We start from the raw sequence: 21669 nt of genomic DNA, 5'->3' as shown, positions 1-21669 counted from the left end.
GAGGGAAAGGAAATGAGAGTCTATTAAAATCGGTATGGAAATTCGAGTAAAGCAATGCGATTCAGCGTGAATCGTGCCTCTATGATTAGTCTGGCTAAAAAAGTGGCGAAAAAGTTGCCAAATGTGTTGATCCGAGCAATGTGATTCTTTACTATATGGCGCCTTGAGATATGGCGTCGGCAATTAGTTGATGCGGTATCCCATTTTATTATTAATTGCGTGTGGTGTGCGGCTTAGATTCGTATAGCGACACGGCCTACTATTGAGGTTATCCCATGAAAGCTGGTATCCACCCAGAATACAAAGCAGTAAAAGCGACTTGTTCTTGCGGCAACTCTTTTGAGTTCAACTCTACTCTAGGTAAAGAGTCTATCCACCTAGACGTATGTGACAAGTGTCACCCATTCTACACTGGTAAGCAACGTATCGTTGATACAGGCGGCCGTGTTGATCGCTTCAACAAGCGTTTCGGTGCACTATCAAGCGGTAAGAAATAATAGCAGCCGCTATTACGATTACAGTTTAGAAAAGGACGCTTCGGCGTCCTTTTTGTTTAATGGCTACCAAGCGAAGAGGGATGTATAGGGTTTGGAATATTCCCGATTATTTTTCACTCAGCGCTTGCAACCTAAAGTGTGATCTGTATAATGCAGCGCACTGGTTAAGCCAGTTGTGAACCAATGAGCAGTGAGGAGCGAGCAAATCTAAGGATTTGCGAGGTAATGTATACTCAGCTTATGTTCGCGGTTAATACAATTAGCTATCTTTTCTTCGGAAAAACTATCCTCAAAGGTGACTTTGGCATATAGGGATAGTTAATCGAAAATTAACTGACAATGCGTCCTAATCTTGGATGCTACGGTTTCACATAAATCAATCGGCATTCTCTCGTCTTGACGAGTTTGAGTGGCGATATTGTTTGTGTAATTTATTAAATTTGGAGCTCTGTCTCATGCAGAACCAACGTATCCGTATCCGCCTAAAAGCTTTCGATTACAAACTAATCGATGCTTCTACAGCGGAAATCGTTGAAACAGCTAAGCGCACTGGCGCACAGGTTCGTGGTCCAATCCCACTGCCAACTCGTAAAGAGCGTTTCACAGTTCTTATCTCTCCACACGTTAACAAGAAAGCACGTGACCAGTACGAAATCCGTACTCACAAGCGTCTAATCGACATCGTTGAGCCAACAGACAAGACTGTTGATGCTCTAATGCGTCTAGACCTTGCTGCGGGCGTTGACGTTCAAATTAGCCTAGGTTAAGGGAGATTAGAAGTATGATTGGTCTAATCGGTCGTAAAGTGGGCATGACCCGCGTATTTACTGAAGAAGGCGTTTCTATCCCAGTAACAGTTGTTGAGGTTGAAGCTAACCGTGTTTCTCAAGTGAAAACTCTTGAAACTGACGGCTACGCAGCAATCCAGGTTACAGCTGGTTCTAAGAAAGCTAACCGCGTAAACAAAGCTGAAGCAGGTCACTTTGCTAAAGCTGGCGTTGAAGCTGGTCGCGGTCTTTGGGAATTCCGTTTAGAAAACGGCGAAGAGTTCGAAGTTGGTTCAGAACTAACTGTTGAACTATTCAACGAAACTAAGAAAGTAGACGTTACTGGTACATCTAAGGGTAAAGGTTTCCAAGGCGCTGTTAAGCGTTGGAACTTCCGTACTCAAGATATGACTCACGGTAACTCATTGTCTCACCGTGCTCCTGGTTCTATCGGTCAATGTCAGACTCCAGGTCGCGTATTTAAAGGCAAGAAAATGGCAGGTCACATGGGTGCTGAGCGTGTAACGACTCAAAACCTAGAGATCGTACGTGTTGACGCTGAGCGCAACCTGCTTCTTATTAAAGGTGCAGTCCCAGGCGCAACTGGCGGCAACGTGATCGTTAAACCAGCTGTTAAAGCATAACGTCTCAGGAGTAAGTAATGGAACTAATGGTTAAAGGTGCCGATGCACTAACTGTTTCCGAAACTACTTTCGGACGTGAGTTTAACGAAGCTCTTGTACACCAAGTAGTTGTTGCGTACGCAGCAGGTGCTCGTCAAGGTACTCGTGCTCAAAAAACACGTTCAGAAGTTTCTGGCGGTGGCGCTAAGCCATGGCGTCAAAAAGGTACTGGCCGTGCGCGTGCTGGTACAATCCGTAGCCCAATCTGGCGTACAGGTGGTGTTACTTTTGCTGCGAAACCACAAGATCACAGCCAAAAAGTAAACAAAAAAATGTACCGTGGTGCTATGAAGAGCATTCTTTCTGAGCTTGTTCGTCAAGAGCGTCTAATCGTTGTTGATAACTTCTCAGTTGAAGCACCAAAGACTAAAGAGCTAGTTGCTAAGCTTAAAGAGCTTGAGCTAACTGACGCTCTAATCGTGACTAGCGAAGTAGATGAGAATCTATTCCTAGCTGCTCGTAACCTATACAAAGTTGACGCACGTGATGTTGCTGGTATCGATCCAGTATCTCTAATCGCGTTTGACAAAGTTGTAATGACTGCAGAAGCAGTTAAGCAAGTAGAGGAAATGCTAGCATGATCACTGAAGAGCGTATCCTAAAAGTTCTACGTGCACCGCACATCTCTGAAAAAGCAACTATGGCAGCTGAGAAAGCGAACACTATCGTTTTCAAAGTAGCTAAAGATGCGACTAAAAAAGAGATCAAAGCAGCTGTAGAAAAGCTATTTGAAGTTGAAGTTAAGTCTGTAAATACTCTTATCACTAAGGGTAAGACCAAACGTCAAGGTCTACGCCAAGGTCGCCGCAGCGACGTTAAGAAAGCGTACGTTACTTTGAAAGAAGGTCAAGATCTTGACTTCGTTGGCGGCGCGGAATAACAGGAGTAGTTAAAAATGGCTATTGTTAAATGTAAGCCGACTTCCCCTGGTCGTCGTCACGTTGTTAAAGTTGTTAACGCTGACCTACACAAGGGCAAGCCATACGCACCTCTTCTAGAGAAAAACTCTAAGAACGGTGGTCGTAACAACAAGGGTCGTATCACAGTACGTCACATCGGCGGTGGTCACAAGCACCACTACCGTGTAGTTGACTTCAAACGTACTAAAGATGGTATTCCAGCGACAGTTGAGCGTCTTGAATACGATCCAAACCGTAGCGCAAACATTGCTCTAGTTCTTTACAAAGACGGTGAGCGTCGCTACATCCTAGCACCTAAAGGTGTTGTAGCTGGTGATGTTATTCAGTCTGGTGTTGATGCACCAATCAAAGCTGGTAACACTCTACCAATGCGTAATATCCCAGTAGGTTCAACAGTACATAACGTTGAACTTAAGCCTGGTAAAGGTGGTCAGCTAGCTCGTTCGGCTGGTGCTTACGCTCAAATCGTTGCTCGCGACGGTGCGTACGTAACTATCCGTCTACGTTCTGGCGAGATGCGCAAAGTTCTTTCTGAAGGCCGTGCAACAATCGGTGAAGTTGGTAACTCTGAGCACATGCTACGTGAACTTGGTAAAGCAGGTGCATCACGTCATCGCGGTATCCGTCCAACGGTTCGTGGTGTTGTAATGAACCCGATTGACCACCCACATGGTGGTGGTGAAGGTCGTACTTCTGGTGGTCGTCACCCAGTATCTCCTTGGGGTATGCCTACTAAAGGCTTCAAGACTCGTAAGAACAAACGCACTGACAAGTACATCGTACGTCGTCGTAACAAGTAATCTATATAAAGAGGAATCGCCATGCCACGTTCTCTCAAGAAAGGTCCTTTTATTGACCTACACTTGCTGAAGAAGGTAGAGAAAGCGGTGGAAAGCGGAGACAAAAAGCCTATTAAGACTTGGTCCCGTCGTTCAATGATCATCCCTACGATGATCGGTTTGACCATCGCTGTCCATAATGGTCGTCAGCACGTACCAGTATTTGTAACTGATGAAATGATCGGTCACAAACTGGGTGAATTCGCACCAACACGTACTTACCGCGGTCACGCTGCGGATAAGAAAGCTAAGAAGCGCTAAGGAGTAGATAATGGAAGCAATTGCTAAACATAACTTTGCTCGCATTTCGCCTCAGAAAGCTCGCTTAGTTGCGGATCTAATCCGTGGTAAATCTGTTGACCAAGCTCTAGAAATCCTAACGTTCAGCAACAAAAAAGCTGCTGCACTAGTTAAGAAAGTTCTAGAGTCTGCTATCGCTAACGCGGAGCACAACGAAGGTGCAGATATTGACGATCTGAATGTCGCAAAAATCTTTGTAGATGAAGGCCCAACCATGAAGCGTATTATGCCTCGTGCTAAAGGTCGTGCGGATCGTATCTTGAAGCGTTCAAGCCACATCACTGTTGTTGTAGCAGATCGCTAGAGACTAGGAGAGTAAGCAATGGGTCAAAAAGTACATCCAAATGGTATTCGTCTAGGCATCGTTAAGCCTTGGAATGCTACATGGTTTGCTAACACCAAAGATTTCGCTGACAACCTAGACGGCGACTTCAAGGTACGTCAGTTCCTTACAAGTGAACTGAAAAAAGCGTCTCTATCACGTATCGTTATCGAGCGTCCTGCTAAGAGCATCCGTGTGACTATTCACACTGCTCGTCCAGGCGTTGTTATCGGTAAGAAAGGTGAAGACGTTGAGAAGCTACGCGCAGCTGTAGCTAAAATTGCAGGTGTACCAGCGCAAATTAACATCGCTGAAGTACGTAAGCCTGAACTAGATGCGCAACTTGTTGGTGACAGCATCGCGTCTCAGCTAGAGCGTCGTGTTATGTTCCGTCGTGCTATGAAGCGCGCAGTACAGAACGCAATGCGCCTAGGCGCTAAAGGTATCAAAGTGGAAGTAAGCGGTCGTCTAGGCGGCGCTGAAATCGCACGTTCAGAGTGGTACCGTGAAGGCCGTGTGCCTCTACACACTCTACGTGCTGACATTGATTACGCAACTTCTTCGGCTCACACTCAATACGGTGTGATCGGCATTAAAACTTGGATCTTCAAAGGTGAAATCCTAGGTGGTATGCCAGCAGCTAACGCTGTAGAGCCTAAAGGCGACAAGCCTAAGAAGCAGCGTAAAGGCCGTAAGTAAGGAGTCGACAGATGCTACAACCTAAACGTACTAAGTTCCGTAAGGTTCAGACTGGTCGTAACCGTGGTCTAGCTAAAGGTACTGATGTAAGCTTCGGCGAATTCGGTCTTAAAGCTGTTGGCCGTGGTCGTCTAACTGCTCGTCAAATCGAAGCGGCACGTCGTGCAATGACACGTCACGTTAAGCGTCAAGGTAAAATCTGGATCCGTGTGTTCCCAGACAAACCAATCACAGAAAAACCACTTGAAGTTCGTCAAGGTAAGGGTAAAGGTAACGTTGAGTACTGGGTAGCCCAAATCCAACCTGGTAAGGTTATGTACGAAATGGGTGGTGTACCTGAAGAATTGGCACGTGAAGCGTTCCGTCTTGCGGCACGTAAACTGCCTTTCAAAACTACATTTGTAACTAAGCAGGTGATGTGATGAAAGCACAAGATCTACGCGAGAAAAGCGTTGAAGAGCTTAACGCTGAGCTAATGAATTTGCTACGCGAACAGTTCAACTTGCGCATGCAAGCTGCGACTGGTCAACTACAGCAAACTCATACTCTGAAAGCTGTACGCCGTGATATCGCACGTGTGAAAACTGTTTTGACTGAGAAGGCAGGCGCATAATGAGCGAAGTAAAACGTACTCAACAAGGTCGTGTTGTTAGCGACAAGATGGACAAGTCTATCACTGTTGCTATCGAACGTTTCGTAAAACACCCAATCTACGGTAAATACGTAAAACGTACGACTAAAGTACACGCACATGACGAGAACAACGAGTGTGGCCTAGGCGACACAGTTGAAATCGCAGAGTGTCGTCCACTGTCTAAGACTAAGTCTTGGACTTTGGTAAAAGTTCTAGAAAAGGCGAAGATTTAATCTCGTTAATTCTATGAAACTAAAGCGGCTCCAAAATATTTTTGGAGCCGTTTATTTTTTGACTACCCAATCACAAAAAAGGGTGGTACAATTCGCGTCCCTTTTAAAGAGGCAGCCCGACCCGTGATGGGTCTAGTTATTAATATTTAGCGGAGCACTAACATGATCCAAATGCAAAGTATGCTGGACGCAGCTGATAACTCAGGCGCACGCAGCGTAATGTGTATTAAGGTTCTGGGTGGCTCTCACCGCCGTTATGCACATATCGGTGACGTCATCAAAGTTACTGTGAAGGAAGCAATCCCTCGCGGTAAAGTTAAAAAAGGTGATGTTCTGAAGGCGGTGGTAGTGCGCACCCGTAAAGGCGTACGTCGTCCTGACGGTTCTGTCATTCGCTTCGACCGAAATGCTTGCGTATTGCTAAACGACAATACTGAGCAACCAATCGGTACACGTATCTTTGGTCCTGTGACACGCGAACTTCGTGGCGATAAGTTCATGAAGATCGTTTCACTGGCTCCAGAAGTTCTGTAAGGAGCACGTAGAAATGGCAGCTAAAATCCGTCGTAATGACGAAGTAATCGTTCTTGCTGGTAAAGACAAAGGCAAGAAAGGTAAAGTAACTAAGGTTCTAGCAACTGGTAAAGTTATCGTTGAAGGTATCAACCTAGTTAAGAAACATCAGAAACCTGTTCCAGCTATGGGTATCCAAGGCGGTATCGTAGAGCAAGAAGCAGCTATCGACGTTTCTAACGTGGCTATCTTTAACGCAGCTACTGGTAAAGCTGACCGTATCGGTTTCCGTTTTGAAGACGGCAAAAAAGTTCGTTTCTTCAAGTCTAACGGCGAAACCGTTTCTAACTAATAGAAGTAATTTGGAGTTCTACTATGGCGAAACTGCATGATTACTACAAGTCGTCTGTAGTCGCTGAACTGACCAAACAGTTCGGTTACACAAGCGTCATGCAAGTCCCTAGAATCGAGAAAATCACCCTAAACATGGGTGTTGGTGAAGCAATCAACGATAAGAAACTGCTAGAAAATGCAGCGTCTGATATGGCAACGATCTCTGGTCAAAAGCCACTTATCACAAAAGCGCGCAAATCTGTTGCAGGTTTCAAAATCCGTGAAGGCTACCCTATCGGTTGTAAAGTAACCTTGCGTGGCGAACGTATGTGGGATTTTCTTGAGCGTTTAATTAACATCGCTCTTCCACGTGTACGTGACTTCCGTGGTGTTAGCGCTAAGTCTTTTGACGGTCGCGGTAACTACAGCATGGGCGTTCGCGAGCAAATCATCTTCCCGGAAATCGACTTTGATAAAGTTGATCGAGTACGCGGTCTAGACATCACTATTACGACGTCTGCTGGTACTGATGAGGAAGGCCGTGCTCTGCTGGCTGCCTTTAACTTCCCATTCCGTAAGTAAGGTGAAGGGTTACTGTTATGGCTAAAAATTCAATGAAAGCACGTGAAGCAAAACGTGCGAAGCTAGTAGCTAAGTTCGCTGAAAAGCGTGCAGCGCTAAAAGCTATCATCAGCGATGTAAACGCATCTGAAGAAGATCGTTGGAACGCGGTTCTTACACTGCAATCTCTTCCACGTGATTCAAGTGCATCACGTCAGCGCAACCGTTGCAACCAAACTGGTCGTCCACACGGTTACCTACGTAAGTTCGGTCTAAGCCGTATTAAGGTTCGTGAAGCTTGCATGAAAGGCGAGATTCCGGGTCTTCGTAAGGCTAGCTGGTAATTGCCACTTAATCATTTGGAGTAAATCATATGAGCATGCAAGATCCGATTTCGGATATGCTGACCCGCGTTCGTAACGGTCAGGCAGCAAACAAAGTTGCTGTAAAAATGCCTTCTTCAAAGCTTAAAGTTGCAATTGCTGCACTACTAAAAGCTGAAGGTTACATCGTTGACTTCGCTGTTGAAGGCGAAGCAAAACCTGAGCTAGAAGTTACACTTAAGTACTTCCAAGCTAAACCAGTAATCGAGCAACTTAAACGTGTTTCTCGTCCAGGTCTACGTGTTTACAAGAAGAAAGATGAACTTCCTTCAGTAATGGGTGGTCTTGGTATTGCTATCGTTTCTACTTCCAAGGGTCTTATGTCAGACCGCGCTGCACGTAAAGCAGGTCTTGGTGGTGAAATCATCGCTTACGTAGCTTAATAAGGAGTAGACTATGTCTCGTGTTGCAAAAGCACCTGTCGCTATTCCAGCTGGCGTAGAGGTGAAACTAAACGGCCAAGAAATCACTGTAAAAGGTGCGAAAGGCGAACTAACTCGCGTTCTTAACAACGCAGTTGTAATCGCTCAGGAAGAAAATAACCTGACTTTCGGTCCTAAAGAAGGTGTTGCTAACGCATGGGCTCAAGCAGGTACTGCTCGCGCTCTAGTTAACAACATGGTTGTTGGTGTTACTGAAGGCTTTACTAAGAAGCTAACTCTTAAAGGTGTAGGTTACCGTGCTGCTATCAAAGGCAACGCTGTAGGTCTAACACTAGGCTTCTCACACCCAGTTGAGCACGAGTTGCCAGCGGGTATTAAAGCTGAATGTCCAAGCCAAACTGAAATCGTGATCACTGGTGCTGACAAGCAACTAGTTGGTCAAGTTGCGGCTGACATTCGTTCTTACCGTGAGCCTGAGCCATACAAAGGCAAAGGTGTTCGTTACGCAGATGAAAATGTGCGTACTAAAGAAGCTAAGAAGAAGTAAGGTAACACTATGGATAAGAAAGCATCTCGCATCCGTCGTGCTACACGTGCACGTCGTAAGATTGCAGAACTGGGTGCGACTCGCCTAGTTGTACACCGTACTCCTCGTCACGTGTACGCACAGGTTATCGCGGCTAACGGCTCTGAGGTTATCGCAGCAGCTTCTACTGTAGAAAAAGCGATCCGTGAGCAAGTGAAATACACTGGTAACGTTGATGCAGCTAAAGCAGTGGGTAAAGCTATTGCTGAGCGCGCTCTAGAGAAGGGCGTAACTGCAGTTGCATTTGATCGTTCTGGTTTCCAATACCACGGTCGAGTAGCGGCGCTAGCAGAATCTGCTCGCGAAGCTGGTCTGAAATTCTAAGGTAGGGTTGGAAGATGGCTAAAGAACAACAAGTTCAAGCGAATGATTTGCAAGAAAAGCTAATCGCAGTTAACCGTGTTTCTAAAACGGTTAAAGGTGGTCGAATCATGAGCTTCACTGCACTAACAGTAGTTGGTGACGGTAACGGTCGTGTAGGTTTCGGTTACGGCAAAGCTCGTGAAGTACCTGCAGCGATTCAAAAAGCAATGGAAAAAGCGCGTCGTAACATGACTACGATCGCTTTAAACGAAGGCACTCTTCACCACCCAGTGAAAGGTCGCCATTCGGGCTCTAAAGTTTACATGCAGCCTGCTGCAGAAGGTACTGGTGTTATCGCAGGTGGTGCGATGCGTGCAGTACTAGAAGTTGCTGGTGTACACAACGTACTATCTAAAGCGTACGGTTCTACGAACCCTATCAACATCGTTCGTGCAACGATCGATGCACTAGGTAGCATGAAGTCACCAGAAATGGTTGCTGCTAAACGTGGTCTAACTGTTGAATCTATTTCGGAGTAAGAACACCATGGCAACTATTAAAGTAACTCAAACTAAAAGCTCAATTGGTCGTCTGCCAAAGCACAAAGCTACTTTGCGCGGTCTAGGTCTTCGTAAAATCAACCACACAGTAGAACTTGAAGATACTCCGTGTATTCGCGGTATGATCAACAAGGTTTACTACATGGTTAAAGTTGAGGAGTAATCAGAATGCGTTTGAATACTCTAGCACCGGCTGCTGGCGCGAAAACTTCTGCGAAGCGAGTAGGTCGTGGTATCGGTTCAGGCCTAGGTAAAACTGGTGGCCGTGGTCACAAAGGTCAAAAATCACGTTCTGGCGGCAGTGTTCGTCCAGGTTTCGAAGGCGGTCAGATGCCTCTGAAACAACGTCTACCAAAATTCGGTTTCACTTCTCGTAAGAGCCTAGTGTCTGCTGAAGTTCGTCTAGCTGAGCTAGCGAAAGTTTCTGGTGACGTAGTTGATCTAAACAGTCTTAAAGCTGCTAACATCATCACTAAGAACATCGAATTTGTAAAAGTTGTTCTTTCTGGTGAAATCAACAAAGCAGTGACTGTTAAAGGTCTACGTGTGACTAAAGGCGCTAAAGCTGCAATCGAAGCTGCAGGCGGTAAAATCGAGGAATAATCTCGAGGAACGAGGTACAGATGGCTAAGAAACCAGGACAAGATTTTCGTAGTGCTCAGAGCGGCTTAAGTGAACTAAAGTCGCGCTTGTTATTCGTAATTGGTGCACTTTTAGTATTCCGAGCCGGCTCTTTTGTGCCGATTCCTGGTATTGACGCTGCTGTACTTGCCGATTTGTTCGAACAGCAAAAAGGTACCATCGTTGAAATGTTTAACATGTTCTCCGGTGGTGCTCTTGAGCGTGCATCTATATTAGCATTGGGCATCATGCCGTATATTTCGGCATCTATTGTTGTCCAATTGCTAACTGTAGTTCATCCAGCGTTAGCTGAACTCAAAAAAGAGGGTGAAGCAGGCCGTCGTAAGATAAGCCAATACACACGCTACGGCACGCTTGTACTTGCAACCTTCCAAGCTATAGGTATTGCAACTGGCCTACCAAACATGGTCGACAATCTGGTTGTTATCAACCAAACCATGTTTACGCTAATTGCTACCGTAAGTTTAGTAACCGGTACCATGTTCTTGATGTGGTTAGGTGAACAAATTACAGAGCGCGGAATTGGTAACGGTATTTCGATACTGATTTTTGCAGGTATTGTTGCTGGATTGCCTTCTGCAATCGGTCAAACAATCGAGCAAGCGCGTCAAGGTGAATTGCATGTACTTCTTCTGTTGCTAATCGCGGTATTAGCTTTTGCAGTAATTTACTTCGTTGTTTTCATGGAACGTGGTCAACGCCGAATCGTCGTTAACTATGCGAAACGTCAACAGGGTCGTAAAGTGTTTGCTGCGCAAAGCTCGCACTTGCCTCTTAAAATTAACATGGCAGGTGTAATTCCAGCGATTTTTGCATCAAGTATTATCTTGTTCCCAGGAACATTGGCTCAGTGGTTTGGTCAAAACGGTGAGAGCAGCGCGTTCGGTTGGTTAACTGACGTGTCTTTGGCTCTTAGCCCTGGTCAACCGTTGTATGTAATGCTTTATGCAGCAGCAATTATCTTCTTCTGTTTCTTCTACACGGCGTTGGTTTTCAACCCGCGTGAAACAGCAGATAACTTGAAGAAGTCTGGTGCATTCGTACCCGGTATCCGCCCAGGTGAGCAGACAGCGAAATACATTGATAAAGTAATGACACGTTTAACCCTTGCTGGTGCACTGTACATTACCTTTATCTGTCTGATTCCCGAGTTCATGATGGTCGCGTGGAACGTACGTTTCTACTTCGGCGGTACATCGCTACTAATCGTAGTTGTTGTAATTATGGACTTTATGGCACAGGTACAGACTCATCTGATGTCTCAACAGTATGATTCTGTGTTGAAGAAAGCGAATCTGAAAGGCTACGGCCGTTAATCCGGCGGTAGACTCAGTTTCATTTACGGAGTTTAGCAATGAAAGTTCGTGCTTCCGTTAAAAAAATCTGCCGTAACTGTAAAGTAATCAAGCGTAACGGTGTCGTTCGCGTGATTTGCAGTGAGCCAAAGCACAAACAGCGCCAAGGCTAATTAGCAGAAATTTTTACTTGAAAATGAAGGTTGGGTCGAGTATATTCCTCGGCCTACCTTTTGCGTGCAAAAGAAGTAGTATTCCGCAGCGTATCCATAACGGGCTTTGCTGCGGCTAATTCTTTTATAGAAACACTTAGGAGTGAATAATGGCCCGTATAGCAGGCATTAACATTCCTGATCAGAAACATGCAGTAATCGCTCTAACAGCGATCTACGGCATCGGTAAAACTCGCTCTCAAGCTATCCTAGCTGAAGTGGGTATTGCTGAAAATGTTAAGATCAGTGAACTAACTGAAGAGCAGATCGATCAACTGCGTGATGGTGTAGCTAAGTACACTGTAGAAGGTGATCTACGTCGTGAAGTATCTATGAACATCAAGCGTCTTATGGACCTTGGCTGTTACCGTGGTCTTCGTCATCGTCGCAGTCTACCACTACGTGGACAGCGTACTAAAACCAACGCTCGCACCCGTAAGGGTCCGCGTAAGCCGATCAAGAAATAATCGGGAAGGTAGAGTACAATGGCTAAACAACCAACTCGCGCTCGTAAGCGCGTACGCAAGCAAGTTGCAGATGGCGTTGCGCACATCCATGCTTCTTTCAATAACACAATCGTAACCATTACTGACCGTCAAGGTAACGCTCTTGCATGGGCTACTGCAGGTGGTTCTGGTTTCCGTGGTTCTCGTAAGTCTACTCCGTTCGCTGCACAGGTTGCTGCTGAGCGTTGTGCTGAAATGGCTAAAGAATACGGCCTAAAGAACTTGGAAGTTATGGTTAAGGGTCCTGGTCCAGGTCGCGAATCTACTGTTCGTGCACTAAACGCCGCTGGTTTCCGCATCACAAACATCGTTGATGCTACACCAATCCCTCATAACGGTTGTCGTCCACCTAAGAAACGTCGCGTATAACGTTTCTAGGACAATTGGAGAAGAATCATGGCAAGATATTTGGGTCCTAAGCTGAAGCTTAGCCGTCGTGAAGGCACTGACTTATTCCTTAAGTCTGGTGTTCGCGCGATCGATACCAAGTGTAAAATTGATAACGCACCAGGTGTACACGGCGCTCGTCGCGGTCGTCTATCTGAGTATGGCGTTCAGCTTCGTGAGAAGCAAAAAGTACGTCGTATGTACGGCGTTCTAGAAAAACAATTCCGTAACTACTACAAAGAAGCTGCTCGCCTAAAAGGCAACACTGGTGAAAACCTACTTCAGCTTCTTGAAGGTCGTCTTGATAACGTAGTTTACCGCATGGGCTTTGGTGCAACTCGCGCAGAAGCACGTCAGCTAGTTAGCCACAAAGCTATCCTAGTAAACGGTAAAGTTGTAAACGTTCCTTCTTTCAAAGTAGCGGCTAATGACGTTGTTTCTATTCGCGAGAAAGCTAAACAGCAAGCTCGTATCAAAGCAGCTCTAGAAGTTGCTGAACAACGTGAAAAACCAACTTGGATTGAAGTAGATGGTGGCAAGATGGAAGGTACATTCAAGCGTATGCCTGAGCGTTCTGATCTATCAGCTGACATCAACGAACAATTGATCGTCGAGCTTTACTCTAAGTAAGGTTTAAACTAAAGAGAGGACACAATGCAGGGTTCTGTAACAGAATTTCTTAAGCCACGTCTAGTTGACATCGAACAAATCAGCTCGACTCACGCAAAAGTAACTCTTGAGCCATTAGAGCGTGGCTTTGGTCATACTCTGGGTAATGCACTTCGCCGCATCCTTCTATCTTCTATGCCAGGTTGTGCTGTAACAGAAGTAGAAATTGAAGGCGTACTTCATGAGTACAGCACGAAAGAAGGCGTTCAAGAAGATATTCTTGAAATTCTTCTAAACCTTAAAGGTTTGGCTGTGCGCGTTGCCGAAGGCAAAGATGAAGTGTTCATTACTTTGAACAAATCAGGCTCGGGCCCTGTGGTTGCAGGTGACATCACCCATGATGGTGATGTAGAGATCGCTAACCCTGAACACGTAATTTGTCACCTAACGGATGACAACGCTGAGATCGCAATGCGTATCAAAGTTGAACGTGGTCGTGGTTATGTTCCAGCTTCTGCGCGTATCCATAACGAAGAAGACGAGCGTCCTATCGGTCGCCTACTAGTAGATGCTACTTACAGCCCAGTAGACAAAATTGCCTACGCTGTAGAAGCAGCTCGTGTAGAACAGCGTACTGATCTAGACAAGCTTGTTATCGATATGGAAACAAACGGTACTCTAGAACCTGAGGAAGCAATCCGTCGTGCAGCTACAATCCTAGCTGAACAATTGGATGCATTCGTAGATCTTCGTGATGTACGAGTTCCTGAGGAGAAGGAAGAGAAGCCAGAATTCGATCCGATCCTACTGCGTCCTGTAGACGATCTTGAACTAACAGTTCGCTCTGCTAACTGTTTGAAAGCAGAAGCGATTCACTACATCGGTGATCTAGTACAACGCACTGAGGTTGAGCTACTTAAAACGCCTAACCTTGGTAAAAAATCTCTTACTGAGATTAAAGACGTACTTGCGTCACGTGGTCTGTCTCTGGGCATGCGCCTAGAAAACTGGCCACCTGCATCAATCGCTGAAGATTAATCGATACTAGTTAGAAGGATTAGGTCATGCGCCATCGTAAGAGTGGTCGTCAACTCAACCGCAACAGCTCACATCGCAAAGCGATGTTCAGCAACATGGCTAGCTCTCTAGTACGTCATGAAGTTATCAAGACTACTTTGCCAAAAGCAAAAGAGCTACGTCGCGTAGTTGAGCCTTTGATTACACTAGCTAAGACTGACAGTGTTGCTAACCGTCGTCTAGCATTTGCACGTACTCGTGACAACGAAGTAGTTGCAAAACTATTTAACGAACTAGGTCCACGTTTTGCTGCTCGTCAGGGCGGTTACACTCGTATCCTAAAAGCTGGCTTCCGTGCTGGTGATAAAGCTCCAATGGCTTACATTGAGCTTGTAGATCGCCCAGCTGCTGAAGAAGCTGCTGAGTAATCAGTTCGTAAGAACGAGAAAGCCGAGCATTAGCTCGGCTTTTTTGTATCTGTAATTCAGTAAACCTTTATATCCAGCCTGCATTTATTTCAACCCATGCAGACTGGCAATTTAAAAAGTGATTATCACTTGCGCTTATTTACTAGTATTCCACAACCCGCCCAACGAACTTAGAAGCCCTTCGCTAGCGCCTTGCTTGTTCAAGTAATCCAAGATTACTGGAGCAAACTGACTGATCATAGATGGATCTAAACCTAACGTATCGAATGCACTTTTTACTGCACTGATATTCTCAATATTTCCTAGTAAGCTTTGTGCTCCTTGCAAGTTTGAAAGTCCAGGAATCAAAGACTGTAATTCACTACTATTTTCTTGCGAAAGCTGGCTTTGAGCCAAAGCGAGTAGCGCACCACTGCCTCCGGCTGCTTGCTCAGTGGATACTGGTAATTGGCTAGTTAGCATGTCTGTTAATGGAGATGACTCGGTGTTCAAGCTGCTGCCGACCATGTCCATCAGGCCACTTTCTTTACTTTTTTGAGTGACTGAATCTAAGAATGCGTGCGCACTACCAATGTTGATTGATAGGAGTGCTAGAGTTAGGAGTGTTTTACGCATAGTACCTCCAAAGGTTGAGCGTTTTTTAAAAGTGATTTTATTTTTAAAGGCTATCAGAGTGAAAGGTTCAGAGGTGAGAAAGTCTATTCAGTTTAGACAAAAAAACGGCGCTAGTGCGCCGTTTTATTTAATCATAATTGAAAATGGTTTCAATTAGATAATATCTAATAGTTCTACTTCGAAAACTAAAGCTGCAAATGGAGGGATAGCCGCACCAGCGCCACGCTCACCGTACGCAAGATCTTGTGGTACGTATAGCTTCCACTTAGAGCCAACAGGCATTAGTTGTAGTGCCTCTACCCAACCTTTGATTACACCTGTAACAGGGAATTCAGCAGGTTGACCGCGAGATACAGAGCTATCGAATACAGTACCGTCAGTTAGCTCACCGTGGTAGTGAACGCGAACTGAGCTTTCTGCTGTAGGAACTGCACCAGTACCTTCAGAAATGATTTCGTACTGAAGACCAGAGTCTAGAACGTTAACTTCAGGTCGTAGAGCGTTGTCTTTTAGGAACGCTTCGCCTTCTGCTGCCGCAATTTTTGCTGCTTCTTGGCGAGCTGTTTCTGCACGAGTGTGAAGTTCTTGTAGTGCTTTGTTGATTTCATCAATTTCGATTGATGGCATGTCACCAGTTAGTGCTGTTGCAATACCTGCTGCGATAGCATCAACGCTAAGACCTTCAAGACCAGAGCCTGCAAGTTGCTGACCCATTTGCAGACCAATGCCGTAGCTTGCTTTTTGTTCTGCAGTTTCAAATTTAATTTCAGACATGAATGTCGCTCTTATTAGGAGTGATAAAGGTAACAGGATATCAGTTTCGAGCTTAGGTTTAAATGATTGCGACTGAATGCTTAATTGAGGCGGCCAGGTTGTGACTTATCTCTTACTCCAAGTGAAATTTCTGCTAATTTAATCCCAATTCCATTTTAGTTTGGTGAAAAACATATACTCTCCGCGTCGGTATTTTTATACTGACCGTAGAAGTATTAAGGGACTCATTACAATGAATCGTCGCAGAAAGAAAAAGCAGCAAGTCGACTATGTCGAATTGGTTAAACAAAAATTCGCTGCTATCGACTGGAAGCAGCCGTTCAACAAAGAGCAATGGTTGGAGCGTATACAGCCTGTTAAGCAGTTTTGGTTGCGTCTGCCTAAATTTCATCAGCGTGCTTTGATGGTCTTAGTGCCATTGATTCTGGTACTCCTTGTTATTCCTTTGCCAAATAAAACAGATCAACCAGTTGAGCAGACTGAGGTCGATCATCAACGCGTAGCGATTGAGCTGAACGCGCAGAGTTTAAGCCAGCAGAGAACCTCTCAGAACTCTGGACCGAAATCTGAAGACTGGAAAGAGTACACGGTTAAAAATGGTGATACATTAGCGCAGGTTTTCAGAAGTAATCAGCTCTCTATGGCGGATCTTAGCGCTCTGGTCAAAATAGAAGGCAGTGATAAGCCGCTAAGCCAAATAAAGCAGGGACAATTGATTCGCTTTAAGCTTAGTGACGAAGGTGAGTTAGATATGCTACAGCTGGAAAAAAGCGGGCGGTCCGTTATGTTTTTCCGTTTATCGGATGGGACCTTTGGACGTAACAAGTAAACGCTTCAAATGAAAAGACGCGAAGATATCGCGTCTTTTTAGTCAGTTTTTCATAGCGATTAGTTTTCATAGTAACCAATCGAGTTGAAGCTTATAGCGCTACGGATTCTTTCCGCATATCCACATGAGGGATACCATCTTCAAGATAGCACTCTGAGATAACCTTGAATCCATGACTAGCATAAAACTGGATGAGGTGTTCTTGAGCACCTATATCTATTGTCTGTCCTGGCCATAATGTTTCGCATTGTGCCAAGGCCTTGTCCAATAACTTATGACCTAAGCCACCGCCTCGCGCGGTCTGCTTTGTCACCACTCGACCAATACTCACATTGTCATACGTAGTGCCTGCGGGCAGTAATCTTGCGCAAGCAACCAGTTCATCACCGTGATAGCCTATTAGATGATAAACACCTTCCAGCGTGTCCTTACCATCCAGTTCAGGATAAGGGCAGGTTTGTTCAACAACGAATACATCCACACGCAATTTCATCATTTCATACAGCTGTGTGGTTGTTAGCTGAGCAAAGGGCAAAGTAATCCAAGTGAGCATGTTGTTATCCGTAGTGAGAATAGAGTGACTGACTTTACTTTGTTTTGAGCTCATACTCATTAACAAAGGTTAATTAGCACTGGTTTTCCCACCAAATCTGGTGATAATGTGCCCTCTTTCCATCTCACCTGAGGATATCCCCGTGAGCAAACAAACATTCGATCAAGTTGGGCTGAACCCAGCGTTACTCGCCACACTTGATTCCCTGAACTATACCCACATGACGCCAATTCAAGCTTTGAGCTTGCCTGCAATCCTAAAACATCGTGATGTCATCGGGCAGGGTAAAACGGGCTCAGGTAAAACCGCTGCATTTGGTTTAGGGGTTTTATCGAACCTCAACGTCAAACGCTTTCGTGTCCAGTCATTAGTATTGTGTCCAACACGTGAGCTTGCAGACCAAGTAGCGAAGGAAATTCGTACTTTAGGTCGCGGCATTCATAATATTAAAGTGCTTACTCTCTGCGGTGGGATGCCAATGGGGCCACAAATTGGTTCGCTGGAGCATGGTGCGCATATTCTAGTTGGTACACCTGGTCGTATTTTGGATCACCTTGAGAAAGGCCGAATTGATCTTAGCGAACTGAATACCTTGGTGCTAGATGAAGCTGATCGCATGTTGGACATGGGTTTCCAAGACGCATTAGATGCAATCATCGATGCAGCGCCAAAGCAGCGTCAAACTCTACTTTTCAGTGCTACTTTTCCAGAAAAAATTGAGCAAATTGCGCAGCGTATAATGCAGACACCGGAAGTGATTAAGGTGGAATCGACGCATGATACCTCAAGCATTGCGCAGTACTTCTATAAAGTTGAAGGCTCGGAAGCACGTGATGAAGCGTTGGCGAATTTGCTGCTGACTCACCAACCAGAGTCCGCGGTGGTTTTTTGTAATACCAAAAAAGAAGTGCAAAGTGTCGCAGATGAGTTGCATCACAAAGGATTCAGCGTTATCGATATCCATGGGGACTTAGAGCAGCGTGAACGCGACCAAGCATTGGTGCAGTTTGCTAACAAGAGTGTGTCTATCCTTGTTGCAACAGACGTTGCGGCGCGTGGTTTGGACGTTGATAATCTTGACGCTGTCTTTAACTTTGAGCTATCGCGCGATCCTGAGGTTCATGTGCACCGTATTGGTCGTACAGGTCGTGCGGGTAGTAAAGGTTTAGCGTTCAGCTTTTTTGGTGAGAAAGACGGTTTACGTGTAGCTCGTATTGAAGAATACCTAGAGATGGACGTGGTACCAGCAACATTGCCTGCCAAATCAAATCAGCAGCCATACCAAGCGAAAATGGTGACGATTAACATTGATGGCGGTAAGAAACAGAAAGTACGACCGGGTGATATTTTAGGTTGTTTGACAGGAAAAAATGGTATTCCAGGCTCTCAAGTCGGAAAGATTCACCTGTTCCCTGTGCGCGCTTATGTTGCCGTCGAAAAATCTGTGGCTAAAAAGGCTCTACAAACCATTAGTAACGGCAAGATGAAAGGGCGCCAGTTCCGGGCGCGAATTCTTAAATAGCTCAAATAGCAGAGAAAAAGCTCTTCGTTTGAAGAGCTTTTTTCTTTTTTGAGTTTATTTGAGAGTGTGATCTTTGGTTAAGCGTGCTTTGATTCGACTCAAACTGATTGGCGTAATGCCCAGGTAGGCCGCAATTTGACTATCGGTAATACGTTGCTTTAAATCTGGGTAATGAGCGCAAAATAATTGATATCGTTCCTCTGGAGAGTAGAGCAACATAAAGCGTTCTTTGTTCTCTTTATTAACCAGTTGGTTTTCGAGTAGCTTTAAGTAAATGGCGTGCTTTTCTGCTCGCCAGTGATGCAACGTTTCAATTGGCAAGCAAAATAGCTGACAAGCGCTCAGCGTTTCCAATAAGTAAGGCGAAGGTTGGTCCTTTATTATGCTCTCAAACCCGATAACCCAGTCCTTCTCCCAATAAAATTCTTTACTGAATTCTTTGCCGTGCTCAGTAAGATAGCTTGCGTGGCATAACCCCTCAATGATGAAGTAAAGGTGTGAGCTAAACTCCCCTTGGTGATTAAGAATGTGGCGTGTAGGCAGTTCGAGCAACTCACCATTTTCAATAAGTTGGTTTGCTTCTGTCTCTAAAAAGCCATGTTTGACTAAGTCTGAAAAAAGATCGCTGTGCATGTGATAACTCAGAAACGGTTTTCTTTATTTTAACGGGTTTTATTGATAACAAAAAAGCGGCTCATGAGAGCCGCTTAGTGTTGCTGTCAAATCAACCTTATTTATTCAAATCGATTTGATAAATCGCGAAACCAATGTCATCTGTTGACACGCGCTTCATTGGGTATTGTCCTTTCTCTTTGATGAACTGCGCCGCTTTATCGCTAGGGGAGGTTTCGAAACGAATATCTAGCTTGTTATCGGACTTAATCGGTGCGAAAGACCAGTTGTTGTCAGCGCTTGGTGTCACTTCTCCTTTTTCTTCACTCACGCGAGAAATATAAGTGGCGACGACAGAGCGGTTTTCATCTGGTGCGTCAAATGCAATGAAATCTGGGCCTGTACCAGGGAAAGTATTGCTATAAGCACGGTAGTTATTGGTTGCGATGATGAAATCTTGCTTCGGATTGACAGGCTTACCATTGAACGTCAGATTCACAATGCGCTGAGAATCTGGATTAATCACTTTACAATCCGCATCGTACTTCGGCGGTTGGGTAACGTCGATTTGGTAGTTAACCCCATCAATAACATCGAAGTTGTACGTACGGAAATTATCCCAATCAATCAAAGATTGCGGTTTAGGATTGTTGATGTCGATGTGGTTGAATTGACCCGCACTGCACTCTAGCCATTCGCGAACTTCTTTACCTTTCACTTTCATCGCAACCAAGGTGTTTGGATATAAGTAAAGATCGGCCGCATTACGGAAGGTGAGCTGACCGGATTCTACTTCTGTAAAGTTATTCGGATCGTTCTTACGACCGCCGACTTTAAATGGTGCTGCCGCACTCAGTACTGGAATGTCAGAAAGGTCTGGGTCGCCTTGAATAAAGCGTTCTACGTAGTCTTTCTGAGCAAGGTTAACGATTTGAATGGTGGGGTCGTCCTGCACTAATGCCAAGAAGCTGTACATGACATCATTTGCTTTGCCGATTGGTTGGTTTACAAATTCACGAGTGCCTTTGTGATCTTCTTCTAACGCTTTCACAATATCTTCATCGGCTTTAGCTAATGACTTCTTATTTACTTTATCGAAGATAGGGCGTGCTTCTGCTTGGCCTTCGACGACTTGCCATCTGCCGTCTTTCTCTTTCAGCATCAAATCCATCACACCTACGTGACTTCCCCAGCGGCCCGGCATCACGGACGTTACACCATTGATGGTCCCTTTATCTATATCAACACCAGGTAGGTTTGCGAAGTCTTTCCCTGGGAAGACTGCGTGAGAGTGGCCAAAAGCAATTGCATCAATACCTTCAACTTCTGTGAGGTAGTAAACAGAGTTTTCAGCGCCTAGCTTGTATGGATCAGTAGAAATGCCCGAGTGTGGAATTGCCACAATCACGTCTGCGCCTTCTTTCTTCATTTGAGGAATCAGTTTCTCTGCTGTTTCCTTAATGTCTTTAGCAAAGACTTTGCCTTCTAAGTTCTTCTTATCCCACACCATAATTTGTGGTGGTACAAAGCCGATGTAACCCACTTTGATTTCGTGGCTTTGACCATCAGTGTCTTTGAACGTGTGCGTTTTAATTAGATAAGGTTTGAAGTAGTGCTCGCCTGTCTTCTTGTCGAAAACGTTAGCACTAACATAAGGGAAGTTCGCACCGTCGATAGAGTTTTTCAGGAACTCAAGGCCATAGTTGAACTCATGATTGCCAATGTTGCCCACATCGTAGTCTAGCTGGTTCATCGCTTTGTAGACTGGGTGCACGTCGTCGGGATTAATCCCCTTTGCCGCCATGTAATCGCCCATTGGGCTGCCCTGAATTAAATCACCGTTATCTACTAGTACCGTGTTTTCTGTCTCGGACTTAGCTTGTTTCACTATTGTCGCTGCGCGACTTAAACCGATTTGCTGTGATGGTTGGTCTTTGTAGTAATCGTAATCCATCACGTTGGTGTGAATGTCGGTGGTTTCGATAATACGAAGCTTGATGGTATCGGCCATTGCTGGGCCAGCAAGCGTTAGCATGCCACTTAATACTGCGAGGGAAATAGGATGAACTGCCACTTTCATTTGGTGCTCCAATTCAATGATAAGGGGAAATTGTACTGCGTAATGTATCAAACACAGGTGCAACTCGATGAT

Annotated in this window: 36 protein-coding genes; 31 read left to right on the top strand and 5 right to left on the bottom strand. The window is 45.2% G+C overall.

Annotation, left to right across the window (positions count from 1 at the left end; all coding sequences use genetic code 11):
• Positions 1-275 precede the first annotated feature (275 nt).
• From rpmE to rplQ, 29 genes are all read left to right on the top strand, one after another.
• A complete protein-coding gene (rpmE, locus tag R7P69_RS10605; protein WP_005379546.1) occupies positions 276-497 on the top strand; it encodes a 50S ribosomal protein L31 in 222 nt (73 codons plus the stop codon).
• Between the two features lie 455 nt (positions 498-952).
• Entirely contained in the window at positions 953-1264 is a 312-nt protein-coding gene (rpsJ, locus tag R7P69_RS10600; RefSeq protein ID WP_004410492.1) for a 30S ribosomal protein S10, read from the top strand.
• A 14-nt stretch (positions 1265-1278) separates the two neighbouring features.
• Complete coding sequence (rplC, locus tag R7P69_RS10595) at positions 1279-1908, top strand: 50S ribosomal protein L3 (RefSeq protein WP_005379555.1); 630 nt, start codon at positions 1279-1281, stop codon at positions 1906-1908.
• A gap of 17 nt (positions 1909-1925) precedes the next feature.
• Positions 1926-2528 (top strand): 50S ribosomal protein L4, encoded by a 603-nt coding sequence (rplD, locus tag R7P69_RS10590; RefSeq protein ID WP_005379556.1) that lies wholly within the window; start codon positions 1926-1928, stop codon positions 2526-2528.
• Positions 2525-2827, top strand: a complete 303-nt coding sequence (gene rplW / locus R7P69_RS10585; RefSeq protein ID WP_004398471.1) for a 50S ribosomal protein L23 — start codon at positions 2525-2527, stop codon at positions 2825-2827. Before rplD ends, rplW begins: the two co-directional genes overlap by 4 nt.
• Positions 2828-2842: 15 nt before the next feature.
• Positions 2843-3667 carry a 50S ribosomal protein L2 gene (gene rplB, locus R7P69_RS10580; protein ID WP_005383168.1) on the top strand — a complete coding sequence of 275 codons (825 nt, stop codon included), beginning with the start codon at positions 2843-2845 and terminating at the stop codon, positions 3665-3667.
• A gap of 21 nt (positions 3668-3688) precedes the next feature.
• Positions 3689-3967, top strand: a complete 279-nt coding sequence (gene rpsS, locus R7P69_RS10575) for a 30S ribosomal protein S19 (RefSeq protein ID WP_004394525.1) — start codon at positions 3689-3691, stop codon at positions 3965-3967.
• A 10-nt stretch (positions 3968-3977) separates the two neighbouring features.
• Entirely contained in the window at positions 3978-4310 is a 333-nt protein-coding gene (rplV, locus tag R7P69_RS10570) for a 50S ribosomal protein L22 (protein ID WP_005383164.1), read from the top strand.
• 18 nt (positions 4311-4328) lie between these two features.
• Positions 4329-5027, top strand: coding sequence for a 30S ribosomal protein S3 (gene rpsC / locus R7P69_RS10565; RefSeq protein ID WP_005383161.1), 699 nt, complete (start codon positions 4329-4331; stop codon positions 5025-5027).
• Positions 5028-5038: 11 nt separating this feature from the next.
• Complete coding sequence (rplP, locus tag R7P69_RS10560) at positions 5039-5449, top strand: 50S ribosomal protein L16 (RefSeq protein ID WP_005379577.1); 411 nt, start codon at positions 5039-5041, stop codon at positions 5447-5449.
• Positions 5449-5640 carry a 50S ribosomal protein L29 gene (gene rpmC / locus R7P69_RS10555; protein WP_005379576.1) on the top strand — a complete coding sequence of 64 codons (192 nt, stop codon included), beginning with the start codon at positions 5449-5451 and terminating at the stop codon, positions 5638-5640. Before rplP ends, rpmC begins: the two co-directional genes overlap by 1 nt.
• A complete protein-coding gene (rpsQ, locus tag R7P69_RS10550) occupies positions 5640-5894 on the top strand; it encodes a 30S ribosomal protein S17 (protein WP_005379575.1) in 255 nt (84 codons plus the stop codon). Before rpmC ends, rpsQ begins: the two co-directional genes overlap by 1 nt.
• A gap of 162 nt (positions 5895-6056) precedes the next feature.
• Positions 6057-6428, top strand: a complete 372-nt coding sequence (rplN, locus tag R7P69_RS10545; protein WP_004410450.1) for a 50S ribosomal protein L14 — start codon at positions 6057-6059, stop codon at positions 6426-6428.
• A 13-nt stretch (positions 6429-6441) separates the two neighbouring features.
• A complete protein-coding gene (rplX, locus tag R7P69_RS10540) occupies positions 6442-6759 on the top strand; it encodes a 50S ribosomal protein L24 (protein WP_005379574.1) in 318 nt (105 codons plus the stop codon).
• A 23-nt stretch (positions 6760-6782) separates the two neighbouring features.
• On the top strand, positions 6783-7322 hold the full coding sequence (gene rplE, locus R7P69_RS10535) for a 50S ribosomal protein L5 (RefSeq protein ID WP_005379573.1): 540 nt from the start codon (positions 6783-6785) through the stop codon (positions 7320-7322).
• A 17-nt stretch (positions 7323-7339) separates the two neighbouring features.
• Complete coding sequence (rpsN, locus tag R7P69_RS10530) at positions 7340-7645, top strand: 30S ribosomal protein S14 (RefSeq protein ID WP_004410442.1); 306 nt, start codon at positions 7340-7342, stop codon at positions 7643-7645.
• Between the two features lie 29 nt (positions 7646-7674).
• Complete coding sequence (gene rpsH, locus R7P69_RS10525) at positions 7675-8067, top strand: 30S ribosomal protein S8 (RefSeq protein ID WP_005379572.1); 393 nt, start codon at positions 7675-7677, stop codon at positions 8065-8067.
• 13 nt (positions 8068-8080) lie between these two features.
• Positions 8081-8614 (top strand): 50S ribosomal protein L6, encoded by a 534-nt coding sequence (rplF, locus tag R7P69_RS10520; protein ID WP_005379570.1) that lies wholly within the window; start codon positions 8081-8083, stop codon positions 8612-8614.
• A 9-nt stretch (positions 8615-8623) separates the two neighbouring features.
• Positions 8624-8977 (top strand): 50S ribosomal protein L18, encoded by a 354-nt coding sequence (gene rplR, locus R7P69_RS10515; protein ID WP_005379568.1) that lies wholly within the window; start codon positions 8624-8626, stop codon positions 8975-8977.
• A 14-nt stretch (positions 8978-8991) separates the two neighbouring features.
• Positions 8992-9495 (top strand): 30S ribosomal protein S5, encoded by a 504-nt coding sequence (rpsE, locus tag R7P69_RS10510; protein ID WP_004745894.1) that lies wholly within the window; start codon positions 8992-8994, stop codon positions 9493-9495.
• A 7-nt stretch (positions 9496-9502) separates the two neighbouring features.
• Entirely contained in the window at positions 9503-9679 is a 177-nt protein-coding gene (gene rpmD / locus R7P69_RS10505; RefSeq protein ID WP_005379565.1) for a 50S ribosomal protein L30, read from the top strand.
• Positions 9680-9684: 5 nt separating this feature from the next.
• Positions 9685-10119, top strand: coding sequence for a 50S ribosomal protein L15 (gene rplO, locus R7P69_RS10500; protein WP_005383155.1), 435 nt, complete (start codon positions 9685-9687; stop codon positions 10117-10119).
• Between the two features lie 20 nt (positions 10120-10139).
• Positions 10140-11474 (top strand): preprotein translocase subunit SecY, encoded by a 1335-nt coding sequence (gene secY, locus R7P69_RS10495; protein WP_005379562.1) that lies wholly within the window; start codon positions 10140-10142, stop codon positions 11472-11474.
• Between the two features lie 38 nt (positions 11475-11512).
• Complete coding sequence (rpmJ, locus tag R7P69_RS10490; RefSeq protein WP_000868186.1) at positions 11513-11626, top strand: 50S ribosomal protein L36; 114 nt, start codon at positions 11513-11515, stop codon at positions 11624-11626.
• 149 nt (positions 11627-11775) lie between these two features.
• Complete coding sequence (rpsM, locus tag R7P69_RS10485; RefSeq protein WP_005383154.1) at positions 11776-12132, top strand: 30S ribosomal protein S13; 357 nt, start codon at positions 11776-11778, stop codon at positions 12130-12132.
• Between the two features lie 18 nt (positions 12133-12150).
• Positions 12151-12540 (top strand): 30S ribosomal protein S11, encoded by a 390-nt coding sequence (gene rpsK / locus R7P69_RS10480; RefSeq protein WP_001118870.1) that lies wholly within the window; start codon positions 12151-12153, stop codon positions 12538-12540.
• Between the two features lie 27 nt (positions 12541-12567).
• Positions 12568-13188, top strand: a complete 621-nt coding sequence (rpsD, locus tag R7P69_RS10475) for a 30S ribosomal protein S4 (protein WP_005383146.1) — start codon at positions 12568-12570, stop codon at positions 13186-13188.
• A gap of 24 nt (positions 13189-13212) precedes the next feature.
• Positions 13213-14205 carry a DNA-directed RNA polymerase subunit alpha gene (locus R7P69_RS10470; protein ID WP_005383143.1) on the top strand — a complete coding sequence of 331 codons (993 nt, stop codon included), beginning with the start codon at positions 13213-13215 and terminating at the stop codon, positions 14203-14205.
• A 26-nt stretch (positions 14206-14231) separates the two neighbouring features.
• On the top strand, positions 14232-14612 hold the full coding sequence (rplQ, locus tag R7P69_RS10465) for a 50S ribosomal protein L17 (RefSeq protein ID WP_005383141.1): 381 nt from the start codon (positions 14232-14234) through the stop codon (positions 14610-14612).
• Between the two features lie 135 nt (positions 14613-14747).
• On the opposite strand, the gene R7P69_RS10460 is transcribed toward rplQ, so the two are convergent.
• Together R7P69_RS10460 and R7P69_RS10455 are read right to left on the bottom strand one after the other, a co-directional pair.
• On the bottom strand, positions 14748-15227 hold the full coding sequence (locus R7P69_RS10460; RefSeq protein WP_017820297.1) for a DUF2780 domain-containing protein: 480 nt from the start codon (positions 15225-15227) through the stop codon (positions 14748-14750).
• Positions 15228-15380: 153 nt separating this feature from the next.
• A complete protein-coding gene (locus tag R7P69_RS10455; RefSeq protein WP_005383137.1) occupies positions 15381-16001 on the bottom strand; it encodes an FKBP-type peptidyl-prolyl cis-trans isomerase in 621 nt (206 codons plus the stop codon).
• A 232-nt stretch (positions 16002-16233) separates the two neighbouring features.
• On the opposite strand from R7P69_RS10455, the gene R7P69_RS10450 reads away from it, so the two are divergent.
• Positions 16234-16830 (top strand): LysM-like peptidoglycan-binding domain-containing protein, encoded by a 597-nt coding sequence (locus R7P69_RS10450; RefSeq protein WP_017820296.1) that lies wholly within the window; start codon positions 16234-16236, stop codon positions 16828-16830.
• Between the two features lie 91 nt (positions 16831-16921).
• On the opposite strand, the gene R7P69_RS10445 is transcribed toward R7P69_RS10450, so the two are convergent.
• Positions 16922-17383 (bottom strand): GNAT family N-acetyltransferase, encoded by a 462-nt coding sequence (locus tag R7P69_RS10445; RefSeq protein ID WP_017820295.1) that lies wholly within the window; start codon positions 17381-17383, stop codon positions 16922-16924.
• Positions 17384-17525: 142 nt separating this feature from the next.
• On the opposite strand from R7P69_RS10445, the gene dbpA reads away from it, so the two are divergent.
• Entirely contained in the window at positions 17526-18905 is a 1380-nt protein-coding gene (gene dbpA, locus R7P69_RS10440) for an ATP-dependent RNA helicase DbpA (RefSeq protein WP_005379583.1), read from the top strand.
• Between the two features lie 54 nt (positions 18906-18959).
• On the opposite strand, the gene R7P69_RS10435 is transcribed toward dbpA, so the two are convergent.
• Positions 18960-19538, bottom strand: coding sequence for a Crp/Fnr family transcriptional regulator (locus tag R7P69_RS10435; RefSeq protein ID WP_017820293.1), 579 nt, complete (start codon positions 19536-19538; stop codon positions 18960-18962).
• Between the two features lie 97 nt (positions 19539-19635).
• Entirely contained in the window at positions 19636-21597 is a 1962-nt protein-coding gene (cpdB, locus tag R7P69_RS10430; RefSeq protein ID WP_213964173.1) for a 2',3'-cyclic-nucleotide 2'-phosphodiesterase, read from the bottom strand.
• Positions 21598-21669: the final 72 nt, after the last annotated feature.

It is taken from the genome of Vibrio sp. 661 (assembly GCF_033339315.1).
Taxonomy (GTDB): Bacteria; Pseudomonadota; Gammaproteobacteria; order Enterobacterales; family Vibrionaceae; genus Vibrio; species Vibrio alginolyticus.
The sequence above is the reverse complement of the archived record's forward strand: the minus strand, read 5'-3'. Positions and strand labels throughout refer to the sequence as shown.